Genomic DNA, 18,278 nt, shown 5'->3' with positions numbered 1-18,278 from the left:
AAGAGGCATCCTGTAAAAGGATGCCTCTTTTTTATGTTTAACTAAAATTCTAAACTTCTCTATTGATACGGATGATTCCGTCAATTTCTTTCAGTTTAGCAATCATTTTTTCAGCTTCTCTAGAATCCCTAACTGACAATGTTATGTGTCCTTTAAAAATACTACTATGTGTATCAATTGATATGGCTTTGATATTTACTCTTAGCTGAGTAGAAATCATTTTGGTTACATCATTTACCAAGCCTATACGATCAGTGCCTTCAATGTAAAGCAATACATCGTATTCTTCATCCTTTTGGGATGCCCAACGAGCTTTAATGATTCTGTATCCATAATTTGCCATTAGAGATACTGCGTTAGGGCAATCTGTACGGTGAATTTTGATACCACTATTGATCGTGATAAATCCAAAAATATCATCGCCTGCAATAGGGTTACAACAAGGTGCAATACTATAATGTACGCTATCCATGTCTTCGCCTATCACTAATTCGTCTCCTTCTTTACGAATTTGACGAATTTTTTGCTTGAACTCTTTTGCATCTTCAGGAACATACTTTGGAGATTTCTGATTCTCCTCTTTCATCTCCCTAAATTTCTTGATCTCAGTATGGTCTATGTCTCCATTCCCTATTTTAAAATACAGATCAAGTTCAGTACGAAGTCCAAAATACTCTCTCAGTTGACTGACTGTTTTATCATTGAAAGGCTCTTTCATCTGTTTGAACTTCCTTTCAACTACTTCACGCCCTAGAGAAGCAACTTGCTTTTTATCTTCTCTGAGGTAGTCTTTTATTTTCTTTCGAGCTTTTGAAGTCTTGACAAACTTGAGCCAATCTTCATTCGCTTTAGATTTATTGGCAGTCAGGATTTCAACTTGGTCACCGTTTTTAAGTTCATGGTTCAGTGGAACTAACTTGCCGTTAATTTTTGCTCCAAGACATTTTGCTCCAACTTCGGTGTGGATTTCAAAGGCAAAGTCAAGAACTGTGGCACTGTGTGGAAAAACACGAAGATCTCCATTTGGGGTAAATACAAATACTTCTTTATTGAATAAGTTAGATCGGAAATCATCTAAGAATTCAATTGCATTTGATTTATCATCTTCAAGAATATCTCGAACCTCGTTAAGCCATTGCTCAATTCCTCTTTCTTTATTTATCCCCCCTTTTCCAGAGCCTTCTTTGTATTTCCAGTGAGCAGCATATCCTTTTTCTGCAATTTCGTCCATTCGAGAACTTCTGATCTGCACCTCAACCCAATGCCCGTCAGGACCCATTACAGTGGTATGTAAAGACTCATATCCGTTAGCCTTTGGGACACTAATCCAATCACGAAGTCTTTTGACATTTGGGGTATAGTGATCTGTTACGATCGAATAAATACGCCAACAGACAGATTTTTCTTCTGGAAGAGGTGAATCGAAAATGATTCGGATGGCAAACAAGTCAAAAACTTCTTCAAAAGGAATGCCTTGTTTTCGCATCTTTTTATAGATGGAAGTTACAGACTTTGTTCTTGCTTTAATCCTAAACTCAAAGTTGTGCTTTTTAAGGTCTTTCTCAAGAGGTTTTACAAAGCTTTTGGTAAATCGCTTACGTTGCTCTTCCGTTTCCTCTAGCTTCTCAGAAATTTCATTGTAAACTTTTCTATTAGAATAGCGCAATGAAAGGTCTTCAAGTTCGGATTTAATATTGTATAGCCCCAAGCGGTGTGCCAGTGGTGCATAAATATATTCTGTCTCAGACTTAATCTTTAATTGTTTGTCCAATGACATACTAGAGAGTGTACGCATATTGTGCAAACGGTCTGCAAGCTTTACGAGCACTACTCTGATGTCTTCTGATATTGTTAGGAGCATCTTACGGAAGTTTTCCGCTTGAATAGACTCACTCTTAGAAGTTGTTTCTGTGATTTTGGTCAAGCCGTCGATTATACGAGCTACTTTAGGACCAAAACGCTCTTCAATATCTTGTAATGTATAGTCTGTATCTTCAACCACATCATGAAGAAGGGCAGCTACAATAGACGTAGTACCTAAACCAATTTCTTCTACTACAATGGTAGCTACAGCTACTGGGTGATAAATATAAGGTTCGCCCGATCGTCTGCGAACATCTTTGTGAGCATTGACTGCAAACTTGAATGCCTTACGAATGATAGTCTCATCCCCTTCTTTTATATAAGGCTCTGCTTTTTGTATCAAAGCCCTGTACATCCTCACCAGTGTTTGATTTTCCTTTTCGATGTTGATTTCCATCACAGCCTATCTATTTCGACTCTATTTGTAGAGATAATTGCACAATTATCGGTAACTTGATTACTCTTTTTTATACAACAAGGTTGCAATAGCTCTTGTTGCACTTTACAAGGAAAGGAAGTTAGAAGTTAAAATCAAATTTTAATTGGACTATTCTACATCCTAACATTGTTATGGAGTATGTAAAAGAGCTTAAGAGAAATTAGTAGGTAAATAGAGCTGACTTTTTTTGAAAAATAGCTGATAAAATCTTGCAGATTCAAAAAAAGAACTTACCTTTGCACCGCATTTAAATAAAATGTGCACTGAAAGTTGCGGATGTGGCGAAATTGGTAGACGCACTAGACTTAGGATCTAGCGCCGCAAGGCGTGGGGGTTCGACTCCCTCCATCCGCACAAATGAAAACTAATTCTCAATCTTTTCAGGGGTTGGGAATTTTTTGTTTAAATCGTTCTGTATGATTTCCCACCTCTGTAACGGGAAAAAGGAAATAGGTCGATTTGTATAACTCTAAACATTTAGAACCTTGGAATTCAATTTCGAAAAAAAGGAAAGCGCACACGGTCTTTTAAGCCTTAAAGTTTCAGAGGCGGATTACAAGACAGAATTTGACGCACAATTGAAGGCGCAAGCAAAAAGAGCTAACTTCAAAGGTTTCCGTCCAGGTAAAGTACCTACATCTTTGGTAAAAAAGATGTACGGAAAAGACTTGAAACAAGATATTTTCAATAAAACAGTTTCTAACGCAGTTGACAACTACGTTAAAGAAAACGACCTACATTTGTTGTTCGCACCTATGTATGTAGGCGAATTCTTGACTCCTGAGCAATTGGATGCTTCTAAAGAAGTAGAGGTATCTTTTGACTTGATCATCGAGCCAGAATTTGACTATACACTAGATAAAAGAACTTCAGTACAAGGTTACCAGTTGGAAATTTCTGACAATGATGTTGAGAACACAATCAACAAATTGAAAGAAAGCTATCCAAATGCAGTTGACGTAGAAGCTGCTGCTAAAGGTGACTTCATCAAAGCTAACTTCAAAGCTGTAGAAGGCGAAGAAGAGCCAAAAGAGTCTGTTGTAGTTCTTGACGAAAAAGTTAAGGAAGCAACAGTAGCTTTGTTCGAAGGTAAAAAAGTTGGTGATGTTGTAGCTATCAACGTTGAAGACATCTTTGTTGATGCAAAAGATATCCGTGTAATCTTCCCAATGGAAGAGGATGCTGCTGCTGACTTCAAAGGAGCTTATGAGGCTACTATCACTAAAATCACTCGTAACGAAGAGCCTGCTTTAGATCAAGAATTCTTCGACAAAGTATTGGGTGAAGGTAAAGCGGATAGCGAAGAGTCTTTCAAAGCTGAATTGAAAGTTGTTATTGCAGATGCAAATAGCACTGCTGCTGATTCACTATTGTCAAATGAGGTACAAAAAGCATTGATGAAGAAAATCGATGTTGAGATCTCAGAAGAGTTATTGACAAAAGTATACAAGCAAACTTCAGAGAAAGAAGTAACTGACGAGGAAGTTGCTGAGAAATTGGCTGACTTTACTGAAGCAGTGAAATGGAGAGCTATTGCTGGACGTATCTCAAGAGACGGTGAAATCAAAGTAGGTCACGAGGATATCGAGGCTGAAGCTGAGAAGCAAATCATCGCTCAATTCAGACAGTTCGGTATGGGTGAAATTCCTGCTGATCAGTTGAAAGGATATGTTCAAAACTACCTTTCATACGAAAACGGACAAAAGTACAATGAGATCGCTTCTCAAGTAAACGATCAAAAACTTTTGGATTACGTGAAAGATAAAGTGAAAGTAGACGAGAAAGTAGTTGACTTAGGAGAGTTTGAAGAAATTCTTAAAGAAGCTACAAACAAGTAATTTCTACTTTAGAAAATATAAAAAGCGTTCTTCGAGAAGAACGCTTTTTTTTATTCCGTACTTTCTTGTGGAGGAGGATTGAGATTATCTCCTTTACTTGAAGTCAATTGGTGAAGCTGTTCTTTGTAGAATAACGCCTCATCTTTCTTCTGTTTAAGTTGTAGTAGCAAAGTACTTTGTTGGTGTTCCAATTCTTTTTTAAGCTGATTGTTTTGCCCTTCTAATTCTTCAGCTTTTTGTTTGAAATGTGTATAATTTCCATGAGAAACGTCTACACCTAGAAGTTGTCCATAAGAAGCAAAAGAATCTGTGACTTCACAGCAAAATTTGATTTCGTGTTTTTTAAGCTTTCGCAAAAAGAGTAATTCAACAACTCCCAATACTTGTTCGCTGAATCGGATAGGAATTAATAATAAAGATACTGGAGGAGCTTGACCAAGTCCTAAATTGATCATTTTGAAGCCTTCAGGGATATCTTCAATGTAATGGTATTTGCCTTCCGTCCAAGTGACCCCGACAAGCCCTTCACCTTTGTATATCTTTTTATTCATATACTTTTTCCGATCAAGTGAAAAGCATCCAACGCTCTGAAGGTATTCTCTTTTTCCCCCTGTTTCTTCCTCTTCTCTGATGACATAAAATGCACTAGCATATGCCTCAAGATAAAGCATGAATTGTTGAAGGTTTTGTTCTGCAAAATCATAAAGGTCATGATCATTTTGCCTGCAAACTTCAATGAACTGATTTTTGCCTTCTATACTCCAATTTCTAATTTCTTCCTCTTCGGTAAAGTGTTTAACTCTATCACGCATGTCAAGTAATGCATGCCCTAGCATATCGCTTTTTCCTAGAGGAGAGAAAGCCATTTCATAGTTACCTTTTCCTATTTGATGTACAAACTCTGTGGCTTGATTAAGGTGTTCTATAAGGTGATTTAGAGCCGTAATGGTATGATTTATTTTATGCTGTCCTTGAGCCATTTTTGTTTTTAGCTGACCTTCCGATACTGCTTCAAGGTTATCGAGCAGTAAATTTAAAGGAACAGCTTGCTGTCGGGCATATAAATCTCCTACCACTATTAAAAGGAACAATACAACTGCAATTGCAATCAGTAAATTATTCTTTAATGTTGAAATAGGTATATATATTTCTTCAGTAGTTTGCTCCGTGAAAATACTCCATGAATTTTCATTATTGAATTGCAAAGACGAATAAGCTATAAGTACCTCTTCCCCAAGTGCATTTTTGTGTACACTAGCTCCTTGTTTTTCATTGAAAGCTAAGACCGCAGCTTCGGTATTAGCTTCAAGAATTAAAGAAGTACTATGATGATTTTCTAGGAGATGTATTTGCGAAATATCAGTTCCCGATTTTGTGAGTTGCTGAATAAATTCTTTGGGTTTTGATTTAAAGCGTTGGAGGTTAGTCTGTATTTTAAAATCATGACCAACCAAATAAGTACTCTGACTTGCCGAAGCTTGATTTTGACCTTCTACTGGAGCATCTATAATCTGATCTATTTGCTCTATACCTGTTTGGCACATTAGTACAGCTACAATTTCTTGTTCTTGGACGATTGGAGTAGCCCAAAAAATTACATTCTCTTCGGGGGAAAGAATGAATTCTTTGACTTCGCTATGAACAACTAACGTTTTTGACTCAGAAAAACGTACTTTCTGAAAAATCTCAGCCATACCACTATCTTGATAAGGACCATGAAGTAGATTTGTCCCTAAGTCTGTAGCCTTTTTAACAGTGTATAAAATATCTCCATTCTTGGCATCAATTAACGCCAAATCTTTCCATTTTAAGCCTATTACTTTTTTTGCAAATGAGCTATGAAATCGGCGATGTTTTTTACCGTATTCTGAAGGTTCATCACCCACAAATTGAAAGCGATCACTTTTTGGATTCGGATTTTGTAAGAGATAATGATAATGTAAATACTGTGTATTAGATGGACTTTCGAGTAGTGCTGCTATTTCCTTTTGTTTCTGAGCTAAAGAAAAACTATCTGAATAACTCAGTTTGTCGTCCATATACATTTCTTCTAGACCATTCGAGAAATCGAAATTGTCATTTTGAAAAATACTATCGTGAAAGGCCGTTTGAAAACCTAAAAAAGCTGCTAAAGTAAAACTACTCTGAGCAATAGTTTGTAAAGATTCTTGTGTGTCGTTAAGGTAACTTTCCAAAGCATCTTTTTTACAATCTCTGATTGCCCCAAGTTTTACTTTTGAGGCTTCTAAAACGCTTTGTTTTGCATGACTGTATCCAATCCACCCGATAACCACAGCGGCAAAAAGTCCTGAAATTATAATACTCCATACGAGTTGAGTCCTTAAAGAAAAAAGTGATTTTTTAGGAGATTGATCAGAAGGCTGTTTTTCTTGGCTCATAAGTCTCTTAAGTAGCTATGTCGATGAGTTTTAGGTATCAATTCTGTACTTCTTGAAGTTAGTGATTTGTTAATAGACTTGTTCTACTTTCCCAAATAGCACTTCAAATCCTTGAATTTTTACTATTTTTGTATGCTTTTTGAAAATGGTAAACCATCAAAATCAGGAACTTTGGCAAAGAAATCGGTAAAGAAGGAGAAGGAAACCCCAATGATGAAGCAGTATAATGCGATCAAGGCGAAACATCCGGGGGCATTATTACTATTCCGCGTAGGGGACTTTTATGAGACTTTTGGAGAAGATGCAATCAAGGCAAGTCAAATCTTGGAGATTGTACTGACCAAAAGATCAAACGGTGCGGCATCGGCTATGGAATTGGCAGGATTCCCTCACCATGCTTTGGATACCTATTTGCCAAGACTTGTAAAAGCTGGACAACGTGTTGCAATCTGCGATCAGTTGGAAGACCCGAAATCTGTAAAAGGAGTCGTGAAAAGAGGCGTGACCGAGCTTGTGACTCCGGGAGTTTCTTTCAATGACAATGTTCTTAATGTCAAAAAGAACAACTACCTCGCTTCGGTTTATTTTCTAAAACAAACGGTAGGTGTTTCTTTCCTTGATGTTTCTACAGGTGAGTTCTTGACCGCACAAGGCGACCAAGCTTACATCGATAAACTGATGCAAAGCTTTATGCCTTCAGAGGTGATCTATTGTCGAGTACAAAAAGAGCAGTATGAAGCTGCTTTCAGAGATGATTTCAACTCTTTCCAACTAGACGATTGGGTGTACACCCACGAATACGGATACGATAAGCTCTTGAAGCATTTCGGAACCAACTCCATGAAAGGATATGGTATCCAAAACCTAGAAGCTGGTATTGTAGCCGCAGGAGCAGTCTTGTATTACCTTGAAGCAACTGAGCATAAAAATGTCAGCCATATCTCGACCATCGGACGAATTGAGGAAGACAAATATGTTTGGCTGGATAAGTTTACCATCAGAAACCTCGAATTACTTTCGCCACAGCACGAAGGCGGTGTACCACTGATTCAGATTTTGGATAAATGTGTGACACCAATGGGCGCACGTTTACTCAAAAAATGGGTGCTTCTTCCACTCAAAGACAAACGCAAGATTGAGGAAAGACTCAACGTGGTTCGTTATTTCAAAGAGGAAGAAGATGTACTAGACACCTTGGTTGATAGCATGCAACAGGTCGGAGATATGGAACGTCTGATCTCCAAAGTTGCAGTAGGACGTATCAATCCTCGTGAGATGGTACAGCTAAAAAGAGCGCTTCAACATTCGTTGCCAGTCAAAGAAGCACTAGCAAAGTGTGATGTACCTGAGTTGAAAACCCTAAACGACCGTCTGCATTCTTGTGAACTCCTAATGGATAAGATCGAGAAAGAATTGCAGAACAATCCGCCACTAAATGCTACGCAAGGCGGAATGGTGAATGAAGGTGTGAATGAAGAATTGGACGAGCTTCGCAAAATTGCCTTTTCGGGGAAAGATTACCTCAACCAAATTCTTGAAAGAGAAATAGAAAGTACAGGAATTTCTTCACTAAAGATTGCTTACAACAAGGTCTTTGGTTATTACCTAGAAGTTCGAAATGTACATAAAGATAAAGTACCTGAGACTTGGATCAGAAAACAGACTTTGGTGAATGCTGAGCGTTATATCACCGAAGAACTGAAAACCTATGAGGAGAAAATTCTTCATGCTGAGTCTCAAATCAATGTTTTGGAACAACAGATTTTTCAAAACTTGGTCTTACTCGCTGCTGATTATGTAGCACAAATTCAACAAAACGCAGCCGTTATCGCGACGCTTGACTGTTTGTTGTCTTTTGCCAACATCGCCAATGAGTACAATTATGCTGCGCCAAGTATCAATGATACACGCAACCTTCAAATCACAGAAGGACGTCACCCAGTGATTGAAAGAAATCTCCCTATCGGAGAAGAATATATCCCGAACGATGTCAATCTGAATGATTCGGAACAGCAAATCATGATTATCACAGGTCCGAACATGGCGGGTAAGTCGGCATTGCTTCGTCAGACAGCTTTGATTGTCTTGATGGCTCAAATGGGATGTTTCGTACCAGCGAAAGCAGCCGAAGTAGGTATCGTGGATAAAGTCTTTACCCGTGTAGGTGCATCTGACAACTTATCTAAAGGGGAATCTACCTTTATGGTTGAGATGATTGAGACGGCTAGTATTTTGAATAACCTTTCAGACCGAAGCCTTGTCTTGATGGATGAAATTGGTCGTGGTACAAGTACTTACGACGGTATTTCTATTGCTTGGTCTATTGTAGAACATTTGCATAATCAGAAAGGAAGTAGAGCAAAAACACTTTTCGCTACGCACTACCACGAATTGAATCAGTTGGCAACAGATTTTCCACGAATTCACAATTTCAATGTAGCAGTAAAAGAAGTTGGCGGAAAAGTCATCTTCCTTAGAAAATTGAAAGAAGGTGGAAGCGAGCACAGTTTTGGTATTCATGTCGCGCAATTGGCAGGTATGCCTCCAACGGTAGTCAGCAGAGCCAACGAGATTCTTTCTCATTTGGAAAAAGATAAAATCCACACAAAGAATAAGCAGAAGCTCAAAGAAGTACCTCAGGCAAGTCAGTTGACGATCTTCAATGCTGCCGATCCGAAGTCTGAGCAAATCAAAGATGCTTTGGAACAACTAGATGTAAACGCACTCACTCCAATTGATGCTTTGCTCAAGTTGAATGAATTGAAAAAAATGCTGTCATAATTTATGTGATAAGTACAAAAAATAAGCTTTTCAGAAAAGAACCTTTCAGAAGATGACAACCTTCTGGAAGGTTCTTTTTTTCGTCTGAGATCAATTTGTTTACCTAATTATTTCTTTTGATAATCAATAAGTTTTATAACTTAAGATAAGATTGCTAAAACAACCACTAACCCAATAATTACATGTCTTTGGTAGATTATACCGTCAAAAATAGAGTGGCATACGTGACGCTCAATCGACCAGAAAAGCGAAATGCTCTTAACCCAGAAATGATTCATGACTTGAAGCAAGCTTTTATTTATGCAAAATCAGATGAGGAAGCCAGAGTAATTGTATTACAAGCTAATGGAACAGTATTCTGTGCAGGAGCAGATTTGGCATACATGAAGGACCTTCAAGATTATTCTTATGAAGAAAACCTGGTTGACTCCCGAAACTTGAGAGATTTATTCTACCTCATGTATATGCATCCCAAAGTAATCATAGCTGAAATACATGGACATGCTATTGCAGGAGGTTGCGGATTGGTATCGGTATGTGATTTTGCTTTTTGTTCTAATCAAGCAAAGTTGGGATATACAGAAGTGAAAATTGGTTTTATTCCAGCCATAGTAATGATTTTTTTGATTCGAAAAATAGGAGAATCAAAAGCAAAAGAATTATTACTGACGGGGAATCTGATCGATGCTGAAAGGGCTCATGAATATGGATTAATTAACCATGTTTTGACACATGCAGAACTGAATGAATTTGTCATCAATTTTGCAGAAAAGTTGTCAAAAGAAAACTCTGAGCAGTCGATTTCGACAACAAAAAGGATGATTGCAGAGATTCAAGGTCTTAATTTGGTTGATGCCTTAGATTATGCTGCCGAAAAAAATGCTAAAGAACGAAATAGTTTGGATTGTAAGAGAGGAATTGCGGCATTTTTAGCCAAAGAAAAAATCATTTGGTAAAGTAGGTTGTATAGTCATTGATAATTTAAAATTATTACTAAATTTGGCGCACGTACGAGGAGTAAATCTTTTTTCCATTTACTAAATACACATAGGATATGAACTTTCCAGAGGAATTGAAGTACACTAAAGACCACGAGTGGGTACGCGTAGAAGGTGAATTCGGATACGTTGGTATCACAGAATTTGCACAAAAAGAGCTTGGTGACATTGTTTATGTTGATATCACTGAAGAAGGCGAAGAAGTAGCTGAAGGTGAGGTTTTTGGTTCAGTTGAGGCTGTAAAAACAGTATCTGATCTATTCATGCCAATTTCTGGTGAAATCGTAGAAGTAAACGAAGCATTGGAAGATGCTCCAGAAACTGTAAACAGCGATCCTTACGGAGATGGTTGGATGGTGAAAATCAAGATCTCTGATATGGCTGAAGTTGAGACATTGATGGATGCTGCAGCATATAAAGAAGAAATTAATGCATAATTGAATTTATGCTCTTCCAAAAAGGTTGTTCAATTGTATGTAATTGAACAACCTTTTTTTTTATTTTTAAATTCGCAATCCGTTGCAATGTGGAATTTACATTTATAAAATGAATTTTAAGAAAACTCATCGTATCTTCCCCAAAATGCACACGGATTGTTAGTTCTAAGCATTTTTTTGTTACCAGATTAAAACCAACACTCACTAATTGTAGAGTAAATATGAAAATCAACAAAGAGTCCAAATTCGGATTTGCGCTTATTATGGCGTTGGTCTTCTCTATGGGCATCAACGTCTTCGCACAGACAAACAACAGTTATGAAGAGCATAGTCTTGAACCTAATGCTCTTAAAATTATGACAACAAATGGGAAAGTAACCATTACAGTCCATCAGGAAGATGTCATGGAGGTGTTCTATGAACAAGATTCTATGAAACAGCTTCCTTCTTTTGCTGTAGATCATACACCAAAAGGAACTGAAATTACTTTCTATGATAAAGGATCGTACCTAGAGTATGCGACACCAGGCTTGAAGGCTGTGATCCAGAAATCACCTTTCCAAATTTCTTATGAGTACAAAGGAAACCCAATTCTTAAAGAAGAGAAGGGTTTTGTCAACACCGATTCTTCAAGAGTATTCCGTTTCAAATTGGATGACAATGAGAAATTACTTGGTGGAGGAGAACGTGTATTGGGTATGGATGTAAGAGGAAACCGTTTGCCTCTATATAATAGAGCGCATTATGGTTACACTACGGAGTCTAATCAAATGTATTTTGGTATTCCTGCATTAGTTTCTACAAAGAAATACATTGTATTATTTGATAACTCAGCAGCAGGATTCATGGATGTAGCAAGCGAAGAAGAAAACATTCTTCACTTTGAAGCTGAAGGCGGACGCACATCTTACCTTGTGATGGCTGGAGATACTTACCCAGACTTGATCAGTAACTATACAGATATTACAGGAAAACAACCACTTCCTCCACGTTGGGCATTTGGTAACTACGCTTCACGTTTCGGATATCACACTGAGCAAGAAGCTCGTGAGGTTGTTGCTAAATTCAAAGAAGAAGACTTCCCATTAGATGCGATTATCTTTGACCTTTATTGGTTCGGAAAGGAAATCCAAGGAAATATGGGTACGTTGGATTGGGATAAGAACGCATTCCCAACTCCTGAAAATATGATCTCTGACTTCAAAGAAGAAGGTGTAAATACAATCTTGATTACTGAGCCATTTATCTTGACAACTTCTAAGCGTTGGGATGATGCAGTGGCAAAAGGTGTATTGGCATTAGATTCGACTGATAATCCAATTGAATTCGATTTCTTCTTCGGACATACAGGACTTGTAGATGTTTTCTTGCCAGAAGGAAAAGATTGGTTCTGGAATATCTATGAAGGCTTGATGGGGCAAGGAGTAGAAGGATGGTGGGGTGATTTAGGTGAGCCAGAAGTTCATCCTAAAGAAGCTATCCATGCGATTGGTACAGCAAATGAAGTACACAATGCATATGGCCACGAGTGGGCTAAATTGGTATTTGAGAACCACAGAAAAGTATACCCTGAGAAGCGTCCGTTTATTATGATGCGTTCTGGGTTTGCAGGTTCTCAACGTTACGGTATGATTCCTTGGACTGGTGATGTGAGCCGTTCTTGGGGTGGATTAAAACCACAAGTACAATTGAGTTTATCAATGTCATTGTTAGGTATGTCTTATACACACTCTGATCTTGGTGGATTTGCTGGTGGCGGAGAGTTTGATGCCGAGATGTACACACGTTGGTTACAATACGGTGTATTCCAACCAGTTTACAGACCTCACGCTCAAGAGGAAATTGCACCAGAGCCAATTTTCCATGATGAAAAGACAAAGGACATCGTTCGTAAGTTTGTAAAACTACGTTACCGTCTATTGCCATATATCTACACAATTGCTTATGACAACTCGGTAACGGGTATGCCATTGATGCGTCCATTGTTCTTCGAAGATGAGACAAATATGGACTTGGTTGATTACAAAGATGCATACCTATGGGGTGATGATTTCTTAGTAGCGCCAATCGTTAGTGCAGGTGTAAAACAGAAAGATGTAGTATTCCCTAAAGGTGTTTGGTTTGACTTCTGGACGGGTGAGCGTTACGAAGGTGGTCAAAAGCATACAGTAGCAGTAAATTACGAGACTATTCCTGTATTCGTAAGAGCTGGTGCTTTCATTCCGATGATTGACGATATCATGTCTACAAAAGATTATTCTTCTGAAGATTTGACAATTCACTTCTATGCAGATGAGTCAGTAAAATCATCTAAGAGTAAAATGTATGAAGATGATGGTAAAACATTTGATGCTCGTAGCAAAGGTCTTTACGAAATGTTAGGCTTCTCTTCAAAACAAACTGAAGAAGGTTTAAATATTGAACTAGCAAGAGGCGCAAGAAGCTATGACGGAATGCCAAATACAAGATCAATCACTATTGAAGTTCATAACTTTGATAAAGACTTGAAGAAAGCATCTTTCAATAGCTTGAAATTGAAACATACAGATAGCCAAAAGAAATTTGATAAAATGAGCAAAGGTATTTTGGTGAATGAAGAAACTAAGACGCTTACAATTAAATTTGAGTGGGATCACCAACCATTGAAAATTGAGTTGCAGTAATTTTTAGCTATTCAAATAGTATAGCCCATTCAGTACTTACTGAATGGGCTATTTTTTTACCATTAGATAGAGATGAACTCTAAATGGAAATTTTCTGACTGCGTCAATTTTTATTAATATCTTCAATAAATTGTTTCAAAAACCAAGAACTATGGATTTAGAGTTTGTTAGAAATTACTGCATGGCTAAAAAGGGTGTAACAGAACACCTCCCTTTTGATGAAAGTACATTAGTGTTTAAAGTAGGTGGGAAAATGTTTGCCCTCACTGATCTTGATAATTTTCAATATATCAACTTAAAGTGTGACCCCGAAAAGGCTATGGAGTTACGCGAACAGTATAATTCTGTTACTCCTGGTTATCATATGAATAAAAAGCATTGGAATTCGGTATACCCAAATCAAGATATGAACGATAAGGAGGTTTGTGAATGGATAGATCATTCCTATCAATTAGTCTATGATAAATTGCCTAAGAAATTAAGAGAAGAAATAGGATAAGATGTTTTGAGCTAAATCTCCAAGTCTTTGAACCGATCATCCCAATACGTCAAAAGGGTATTTGAGACCTTTGTATTGTTCTATAATCAAAACCAAAAACTGAGATATATTATGAGTTCAAATGTAAATGTACTTGGAGAAAATGTAGTTAAGAAGCCAGCCTTATTGCGAGTGATCTTTATCTCAAATGCACTTAAGATTTTACTTGCTTTTACTTTTTACACCGTATTCACTTTAAAAGGTTCGCAGATTGGAGCTTTTGGTCCTGAGCAGATTCTTTATACCGCTATCGGTTATATGTTTATGTTTGGAGGAATTGTTACTTCAATCATTAAAAGAAAGATATGGTTAATGCGCTTATTCATTGTGATTGATTTTGCCATTTCTATTCCAACTTCGGCTTATATAGGTTTCGTGATTTCAATTCTTTCTATTGTATTGTCTTTCACAAAACCTGTCAAAAGATATTTTAATCAGTAGGGGTTGGTTTAGTGTACTTTACAATTAAAAAACTAGGTTCACCATATTCTTGAATATGGTGAACCTGATTTATAAAATAAGAACACAAATGAATGATTCTTATTTGTATGCTCCTGCTGAATAATGTAATTCGTAGGAGTGGGAATAAACTTCAAATACAGTTCCGAATGGGTCTTCTACATAGCACATGCGGTAAGGTTTTTCGCCAGGATAGTACTCACGGATAGGCATGCGTTGTTTACCTCCTGCTGCTACAATTTTTTCTACTAAACCTTCTACATCGGGGTCTTGAATACAGAAATGAAATAAACCACTTCTGTATGGATTGAAGACAGGTTTTTGATCTTTACTCTCTTTAAACTCGAAAAGCTCGATCCCAATTTTATCACCTGTAGACATGTGAGCAATACGGAAAGTACCCCAACCTTCACCAAAGACATCTAGACACATTTGACCAATTGCAGTCTCTTTTTCTTCGGTAACTAATGTGGGAGGCATGATAATGTAAAATCCCATTACTTCTGAATAGAATTTTACAGCGGCATCTAGGTCTGGGACTGTGATGCCAATATGAGAAAATGTTTTTGGGTAAACATGTGATGAATTGTTCTGTGCCATACTTGATTCACTTTCGTTTATATAGACTTTGATTCCATAACAATCCAATAGCGAATATTGAACACTGAGGTATTAATAAATTAGATTTATTGAAATCAAGGAGATAAGTATGTGTTAGGCAGGGAGCCAAATGAGTATAAAAAAACACTGAAAGAGGGTGTTCTTTCAGTGTTTTTGGAAAAGTGTAATTATTGTAAATCTGTTTCTTTTACAACTTTGAATTCAGTACGTCTATTTTTTTGTCTTCCTTCAGAAGTTTCATTCCCCATTACTGGCTGACCTTCTCCCATAGATTTGATGATGATCCTATCTTTATCAACGGCTTTTAGCAAAAGGAATTGTTCTACCGATTTAGCTCTCTTTTTACCCAACTTCTCATTGTAGTTATCAGAACCTACATTATCGGTATGACCAATTACTTCCATTTTCATCAGAGGATCATTTTCAAGTATTTTTACGAGTGTTGTAATCGCTTTCTTTTCTGATTCTTTGATCTTATCAGAGTCAAAGTCGAAGTAAATAGAGATTCCAATAAATTCACCATGTCTATATACTTTAACGGCTTTTTCAAGTTTTTCAGCAGACCCCATCGCCGATGCTTTTATTCCTGTAGACTCACCTCTAGCGGCTATATCTTCCTCAAGATCTTCAGCTATAAAATCAGAAGAATTAGAAACCATGAGTTTAGGCTCTTCAAGCGGATTTTCTCTGTAAGAACCACCGCCTAAAGCAAAGAAGTCTATCCAGTTTTTGCCATTAAGCTCTATTGGACTTTCTTTATCAGCAATTACATGAAGGCGTTCTTTGGCTATTCCTTGTAGAATAAAATACTGAGCGACTGTATTTGCACTCTTTAATTTTAAAGCATCTTTTAGTGTTTCTCCTCCGTCTACGTTTGTATGTCCTACAATTTGAAGTTCCATTTCGCTACATTCCATAAGCATGGCCAATACTCTATTAATAGCAACTTTATCAGAACTGGTTAGCGCATGATCCATCTCAGAAAAAACAATCCGCTCTTCCAATTTCTGTTTCTTACCTTTTTCTAAGCAATCTGGCATGATCGCATAAATATCTTCAGACTCTGGAAGGTTGGGATAGACTATTGGTTCTTCTTTTTTAGTGAGGTCTTTTACAAAGTATTCGATCCTTTGTTGCTCACCTAATGCAATATGATCTTTACCGAAACCTAAATGCCTTTCTTGAAACCTTTCAAGGTCGATACCTAGTTCTTTTAGTCTGACATTTACCGATGCGGTTTTCGCTTTTGTTTTGACTAGGGTCAGATTGTCATCATCGCTTCTTTTAGGCGCTAAGTGTGTACCAATTTGAACAACAATATTAGGATTTTGCTCAAGGAAGTCGATTAAGTTTCTAAGTTCTGGTTCTGAAACTTCAAGTACATCAGATGTTCTTTCATCAAGGAATACATTATTTAAAGGCTCAAACCTTTGATCAGCTATTGGCTGCATTGAAAAGTCATGAACGATTTCAATGTCTTCAAATAATTCCATAGCATTCAGATGATATGATTTCATCAAATAGTCTTTGTGAAGAACATTTATAGCATAAGCTCTATTGGGTAGGAGAGTAGCAGAATAATGCCCTGTTTCAGCACTTGAATAGATATCGAAAACCTGTTGATGTGTTTTTAAATCGATAATTCTAATTTCAGCATTCATGGGTTGTAATGTTTCTTTATCCATTACAACTCCTCTGATAGTCGCTACATGATTTTCGTCTTCTGGTAGAGTAGAAGAATAGATATCGAAAGAACCTTTTGTGTCTTCTCTAATTGATGAGAAGTAAGCATGGCTACCATCTTTAGAGACAATATAGAAAACATCATCACTAGCTGAGTTTGTAGGAATACCCATGTTTATTGGAGCCGTGAATAAACCTGTATCAGGATCTTTCTTAGCCTTATAAATATCAAATCCACCGATTGAGTTATGTCCTTTAGAACTGAAGTAAAGAGTTTCACCGTTGTCGGTTAAGAATGGCGATTCTTCATCAAGTTCAGTATTAATTTCTGCCCCTAAGTTTTGAGGATTAGCCCATTCACCATTTGGCAGTTTTCTGATATAATATAAATCCCTTTTTCCTTCACCACCTTCTCTATCACTCACAATAACCATAGATTTTCCGTCTTGGGACATTGTGATATGCGTTTCCCAATAGTCGGTATTAATACCTTCGGGTAATCTTTCTGGTTTAGACCATTTGCCATTTTCAGCCTCCATTTTATATATACTTCCCGAATGAAGCTTATGAGTAGCTTCTTCTCTATATAAATATAAAGTCTGGTCTCTATTGCTTAAAGATACTGCCGCATCGTGATCGTTGGTATTTATCTTTGAGAAAGGACTAGCTGTGCTCCAATTACCATTCTCATCTTTTCTACTCATGTAAATATCTTGATCGGGTAGATTTGTTGTGAGGTCAACATTAAATTTTGTACGCTTTTTAGATTGAGCAGTGAATAGTATAACAGATTCATCTTCTGAAAGAACAGGTGACATATCTGGAGAGTGAGTATTTAGAGCTGCCATATTTGAGATCATCTCATGTCCTTTACTTTTTGATAGTAAAATACCATTTTGACAGTTCTCAATAAGTTGACTTATTTTTTCTTTAGAGACAATAACATCGAAGTGTGAAGACTCTGTATCATAATCTAATTCTGCATCGGGTTTAGCCATCAAGTATTCTTTGTTATAGAACTTGATTGCTTTTTCAAATTCATTATTTAAATGTAGCCCTCTTCCCATGTAATAATCTATATGTGGGAAAGGTAAACCCGAATCATAAGCTTTGGTGAAATATGATAATGAGTGAAGTGGATTACTTCCTGCAGCAAATAACTTAGCTATCCCCATAAGATAGTTGCTCTTAGGGTTTTCAGGGTTCATTTCTAATATTTCCTCCATCAAAATTTCCACGTTATGAAACTCTTGGAGATCTAGAAATTGTTCTGCTGTTTTTAATTTTCTCTCAACTTTTTTTTGAGCAAAGGCAGGTGATACTGTAAGAATACACAGAATAACAATTAGGCAAAAATGGGTCTTCATTTTTCTATTTGATTTTAAAGAGTTGAATTCTTAGGCTTGTAATAGTTATATCTATAGTTAGAAACTCTTGTCTTGTACTATTTGGTGTAATTTGTAATTTTCTCTGTGCCCGAAAATAAATCATTCTATTGCTGTGATAATTACAAATGATTGAAATTCAATTCAGCTGCTTAAAATCATACATTATTCTAT

The 18,278-nt window shown here is 37.0% G+C and carries 11 protein-coding genes and 1 tRNA gene; 8 read left to right on the top strand and 4 right to left on the bottom strand.

Going from position 1 to position 18,278, the window contains the following annotated elements; genetic code table 11:
* Positions 1–49 precede the first annotated feature (49 nt).
* Positions 50–2,263 carry a RelA/SpoT family protein gene (locus BC781_RS15735; RefSeq protein ID WP_109619506.1) on the bottom strand — a complete coding sequence of 738 codons (2,214 nt, stop codon included), beginning with the start codon at positions 2,261–2,263 and terminating at the stop codon, positions 50–52.
* Positions 2,264–2,574: 311 nt separating this feature from the next.
* Here BC781_RS15735 and BC781_RS15730 point away from each other — a divergent pair.
* A tRNA-Leu gene (locus tag BC781_RS15730) sits at positions 2,575–2,656 on the top strand.
* A 131-nt stretch (positions 2,657–2,787) separates the two neighbouring features.
* Positions 2,788–4,140 (top strand): trigger factor, encoded by a 1,353-nt coding sequence (locus BC781_RS15725; RefSeq protein WP_109619504.1) that lies wholly within the window; start codon positions 2,788–2,790, stop codon positions 4,138–4,140.
* Positions 4,141–4,190: 50 nt separating this feature from the next.
* Here BC781_RS15725 and BC781_RS15720 read toward each other — a convergent pair whose 3' ends face one another.
* Complete coding sequence (locus BC781_RS15720; RefSeq protein ID WP_109619502.1) at positions 4,191–6,539, bottom strand: GAF domain-containing protein; 2,349 nt, start codon at positions 6,537–6,539, stop codon at positions 4,191–4,193.
* Between the two features lie 132 nt (positions 6,540–6,671).
* On the opposite strand from BC781_RS15720, the gene mutS reads away from it, so the two are divergent.
* From mutS to BC781_RS15685, 6 genes are all read left to right on the top strand, one after another.
* Positions 6,672–9,320, top strand: a complete 2,649-nt coding sequence (mutS, locus tag BC781_RS15715; RefSeq protein ID WP_109619499.1) for a DNA mismatch repair protein MutS — start codon at positions 6,672–6,674, stop codon at positions 9,318–9,320.
* Positions 9,321–9,502: 182 nt separating this feature from the next.
* Entirely contained in the window at positions 9,503–10,276 is a 774-nt protein-coding gene (locus tag BC781_RS15710; protein ID WP_109619498.1) for an enoyl-CoA hydratase/isomerase family protein, read from the top strand.
* A 98-nt stretch (positions 10,277–10,374) separates the two neighbouring features.
* Positions 10,375–10,755, top strand: a complete 381-nt coding sequence (gcvH, locus tag BC781_RS15705; RefSeq protein ID WP_109619496.1) for a glycine cleavage system protein GcvH — start codon at positions 10,375–10,377, stop codon at positions 10,753–10,755.
* Positions 10,756–10,976: 221 nt separating this feature from the next.
* Positions 10,977–13,418 (top strand): glycoside hydrolase family 31 protein, encoded by a 2,442-nt coding sequence (locus BC781_RS15695; protein ID WP_211323843.1) that lies wholly within the window; start codon positions 10,977–10,979, stop codon positions 13,416–13,418.
* A 151-nt stretch (positions 13,419–13,569) separates the two neighbouring features.
* A complete protein-coding gene (locus tag BC781_RS15690; protein WP_109619491.1) occupies positions 13,570–13,917 on the top strand; it encodes an MmcQ/YjbR family DNA-binding protein in 348 nt (115 codons plus the stop codon).
* Between the two features lie 111 nt (positions 13,918–14,028).
* Entirely contained in the window at positions 14,029–14,397 is a 369-nt protein-coding gene (locus tag BC781_RS15685) for a hypothetical protein (RefSeq protein ID WP_109619489.1), read from the top strand.
* A 99-nt stretch (positions 14,398–14,496) separates the two neighbouring features.
* Here BC781_RS15685 and BC781_RS15680 read toward each other — a convergent pair whose 3' ends face one another.
* Entirely contained in the window at positions 14,497–15,015 is a 519-nt protein-coding gene (locus tag BC781_RS15680; protein ID WP_109619487.1) for a lactoylglutathione lyase family protein, read from the bottom strand.
* 188 nt (positions 15,016–15,203) lie between these two features.
* Complete coding sequence (locus BC781_RS15675; protein ID WP_211323841.1) at positions 15,204–17,945, bottom strand: OmpA family protein; 2,742 nt, start codon at positions 17,943–17,945, stop codon at positions 15,204–15,206.
* Positions 17,946–18,278 lie beyond the last annotated feature (333 nt).

Source organism: Sediminitomix flava (assembly GCF_003149185.1).
GTDB classification, from domain to species: domain Bacteria; phylum Bacteroidota; class Bacteroidia; order Cytophagales; family Flammeovirgaceae; genus Sediminitomix; species Sediminitomix flava.
This window is presented reverse-complemented; position numbering and strand designations above follow the sequence as displayed.

Excerpts from the sequence above, each read along its gene's own strand:
- BC781_RS15720 (WP_109619502.1), bottom strand. The coding sequence starts at position 6,539 with ATGAGCCAAGAAAAACAGCCTTCTGATCAATCTCCTAAAAAATCACTT.
- mutS (WP_109619499.1), top strand. The coding sequence starts at position 6,672 with ATGCTTTTTGAAAATGGTAAACCATCAAAATCAGGAACTTTGGCAAAG.
- BC781_RS15710 (WP_109619498.1), top strand. The coding sequence starts at position 9,503 with ATGTCTTTGGTAGATTATACCGTCAAAAATAGAGTGGCATACGTGACG.
- gcvH (WP_109619496.1), top strand. The coding sequence starts at position 10,375 with ATGAACTTTCCAGAGGAATTGAAGTACACTAAAGACCACGAGTGGGTA.
- BC781_RS15695 (WP_211323843.1), top strand. The coding sequence starts at position 10,977 with ATGAAAATCAACAAAGAGTCCAAATTCGGATTTGCGCTTATTATGGCG.
- BC781_RS15690 (WP_109619491.1), top strand. The coding sequence starts at position 13,570 with ATGGATTTAGAGTTTGTTAGAAATTACTGCATGGCTAAAAAGGGTGTA.
- BC781_RS15685 (WP_109619489.1), top strand. The coding sequence starts at position 14,029 with ATGAGTTCAAATGTAAATGTACTTGGAGAAAATGTAGTTAAGAAGCCA.
- BC781_RS15680 (WP_109619487.1), bottom strand. The coding sequence starts at position 15,015 with ATGGCACAGAACAATTCATCACATGTTTACCCAAAAACATTTTCTCAT.
- BC781_RS15675 (WP_211323841.1), bottom strand. The coding sequence starts at position 17,945 with ATGGAGGAAATATTAGAAATGAACCCTGAAAACCCTAAGAGCAACTAT.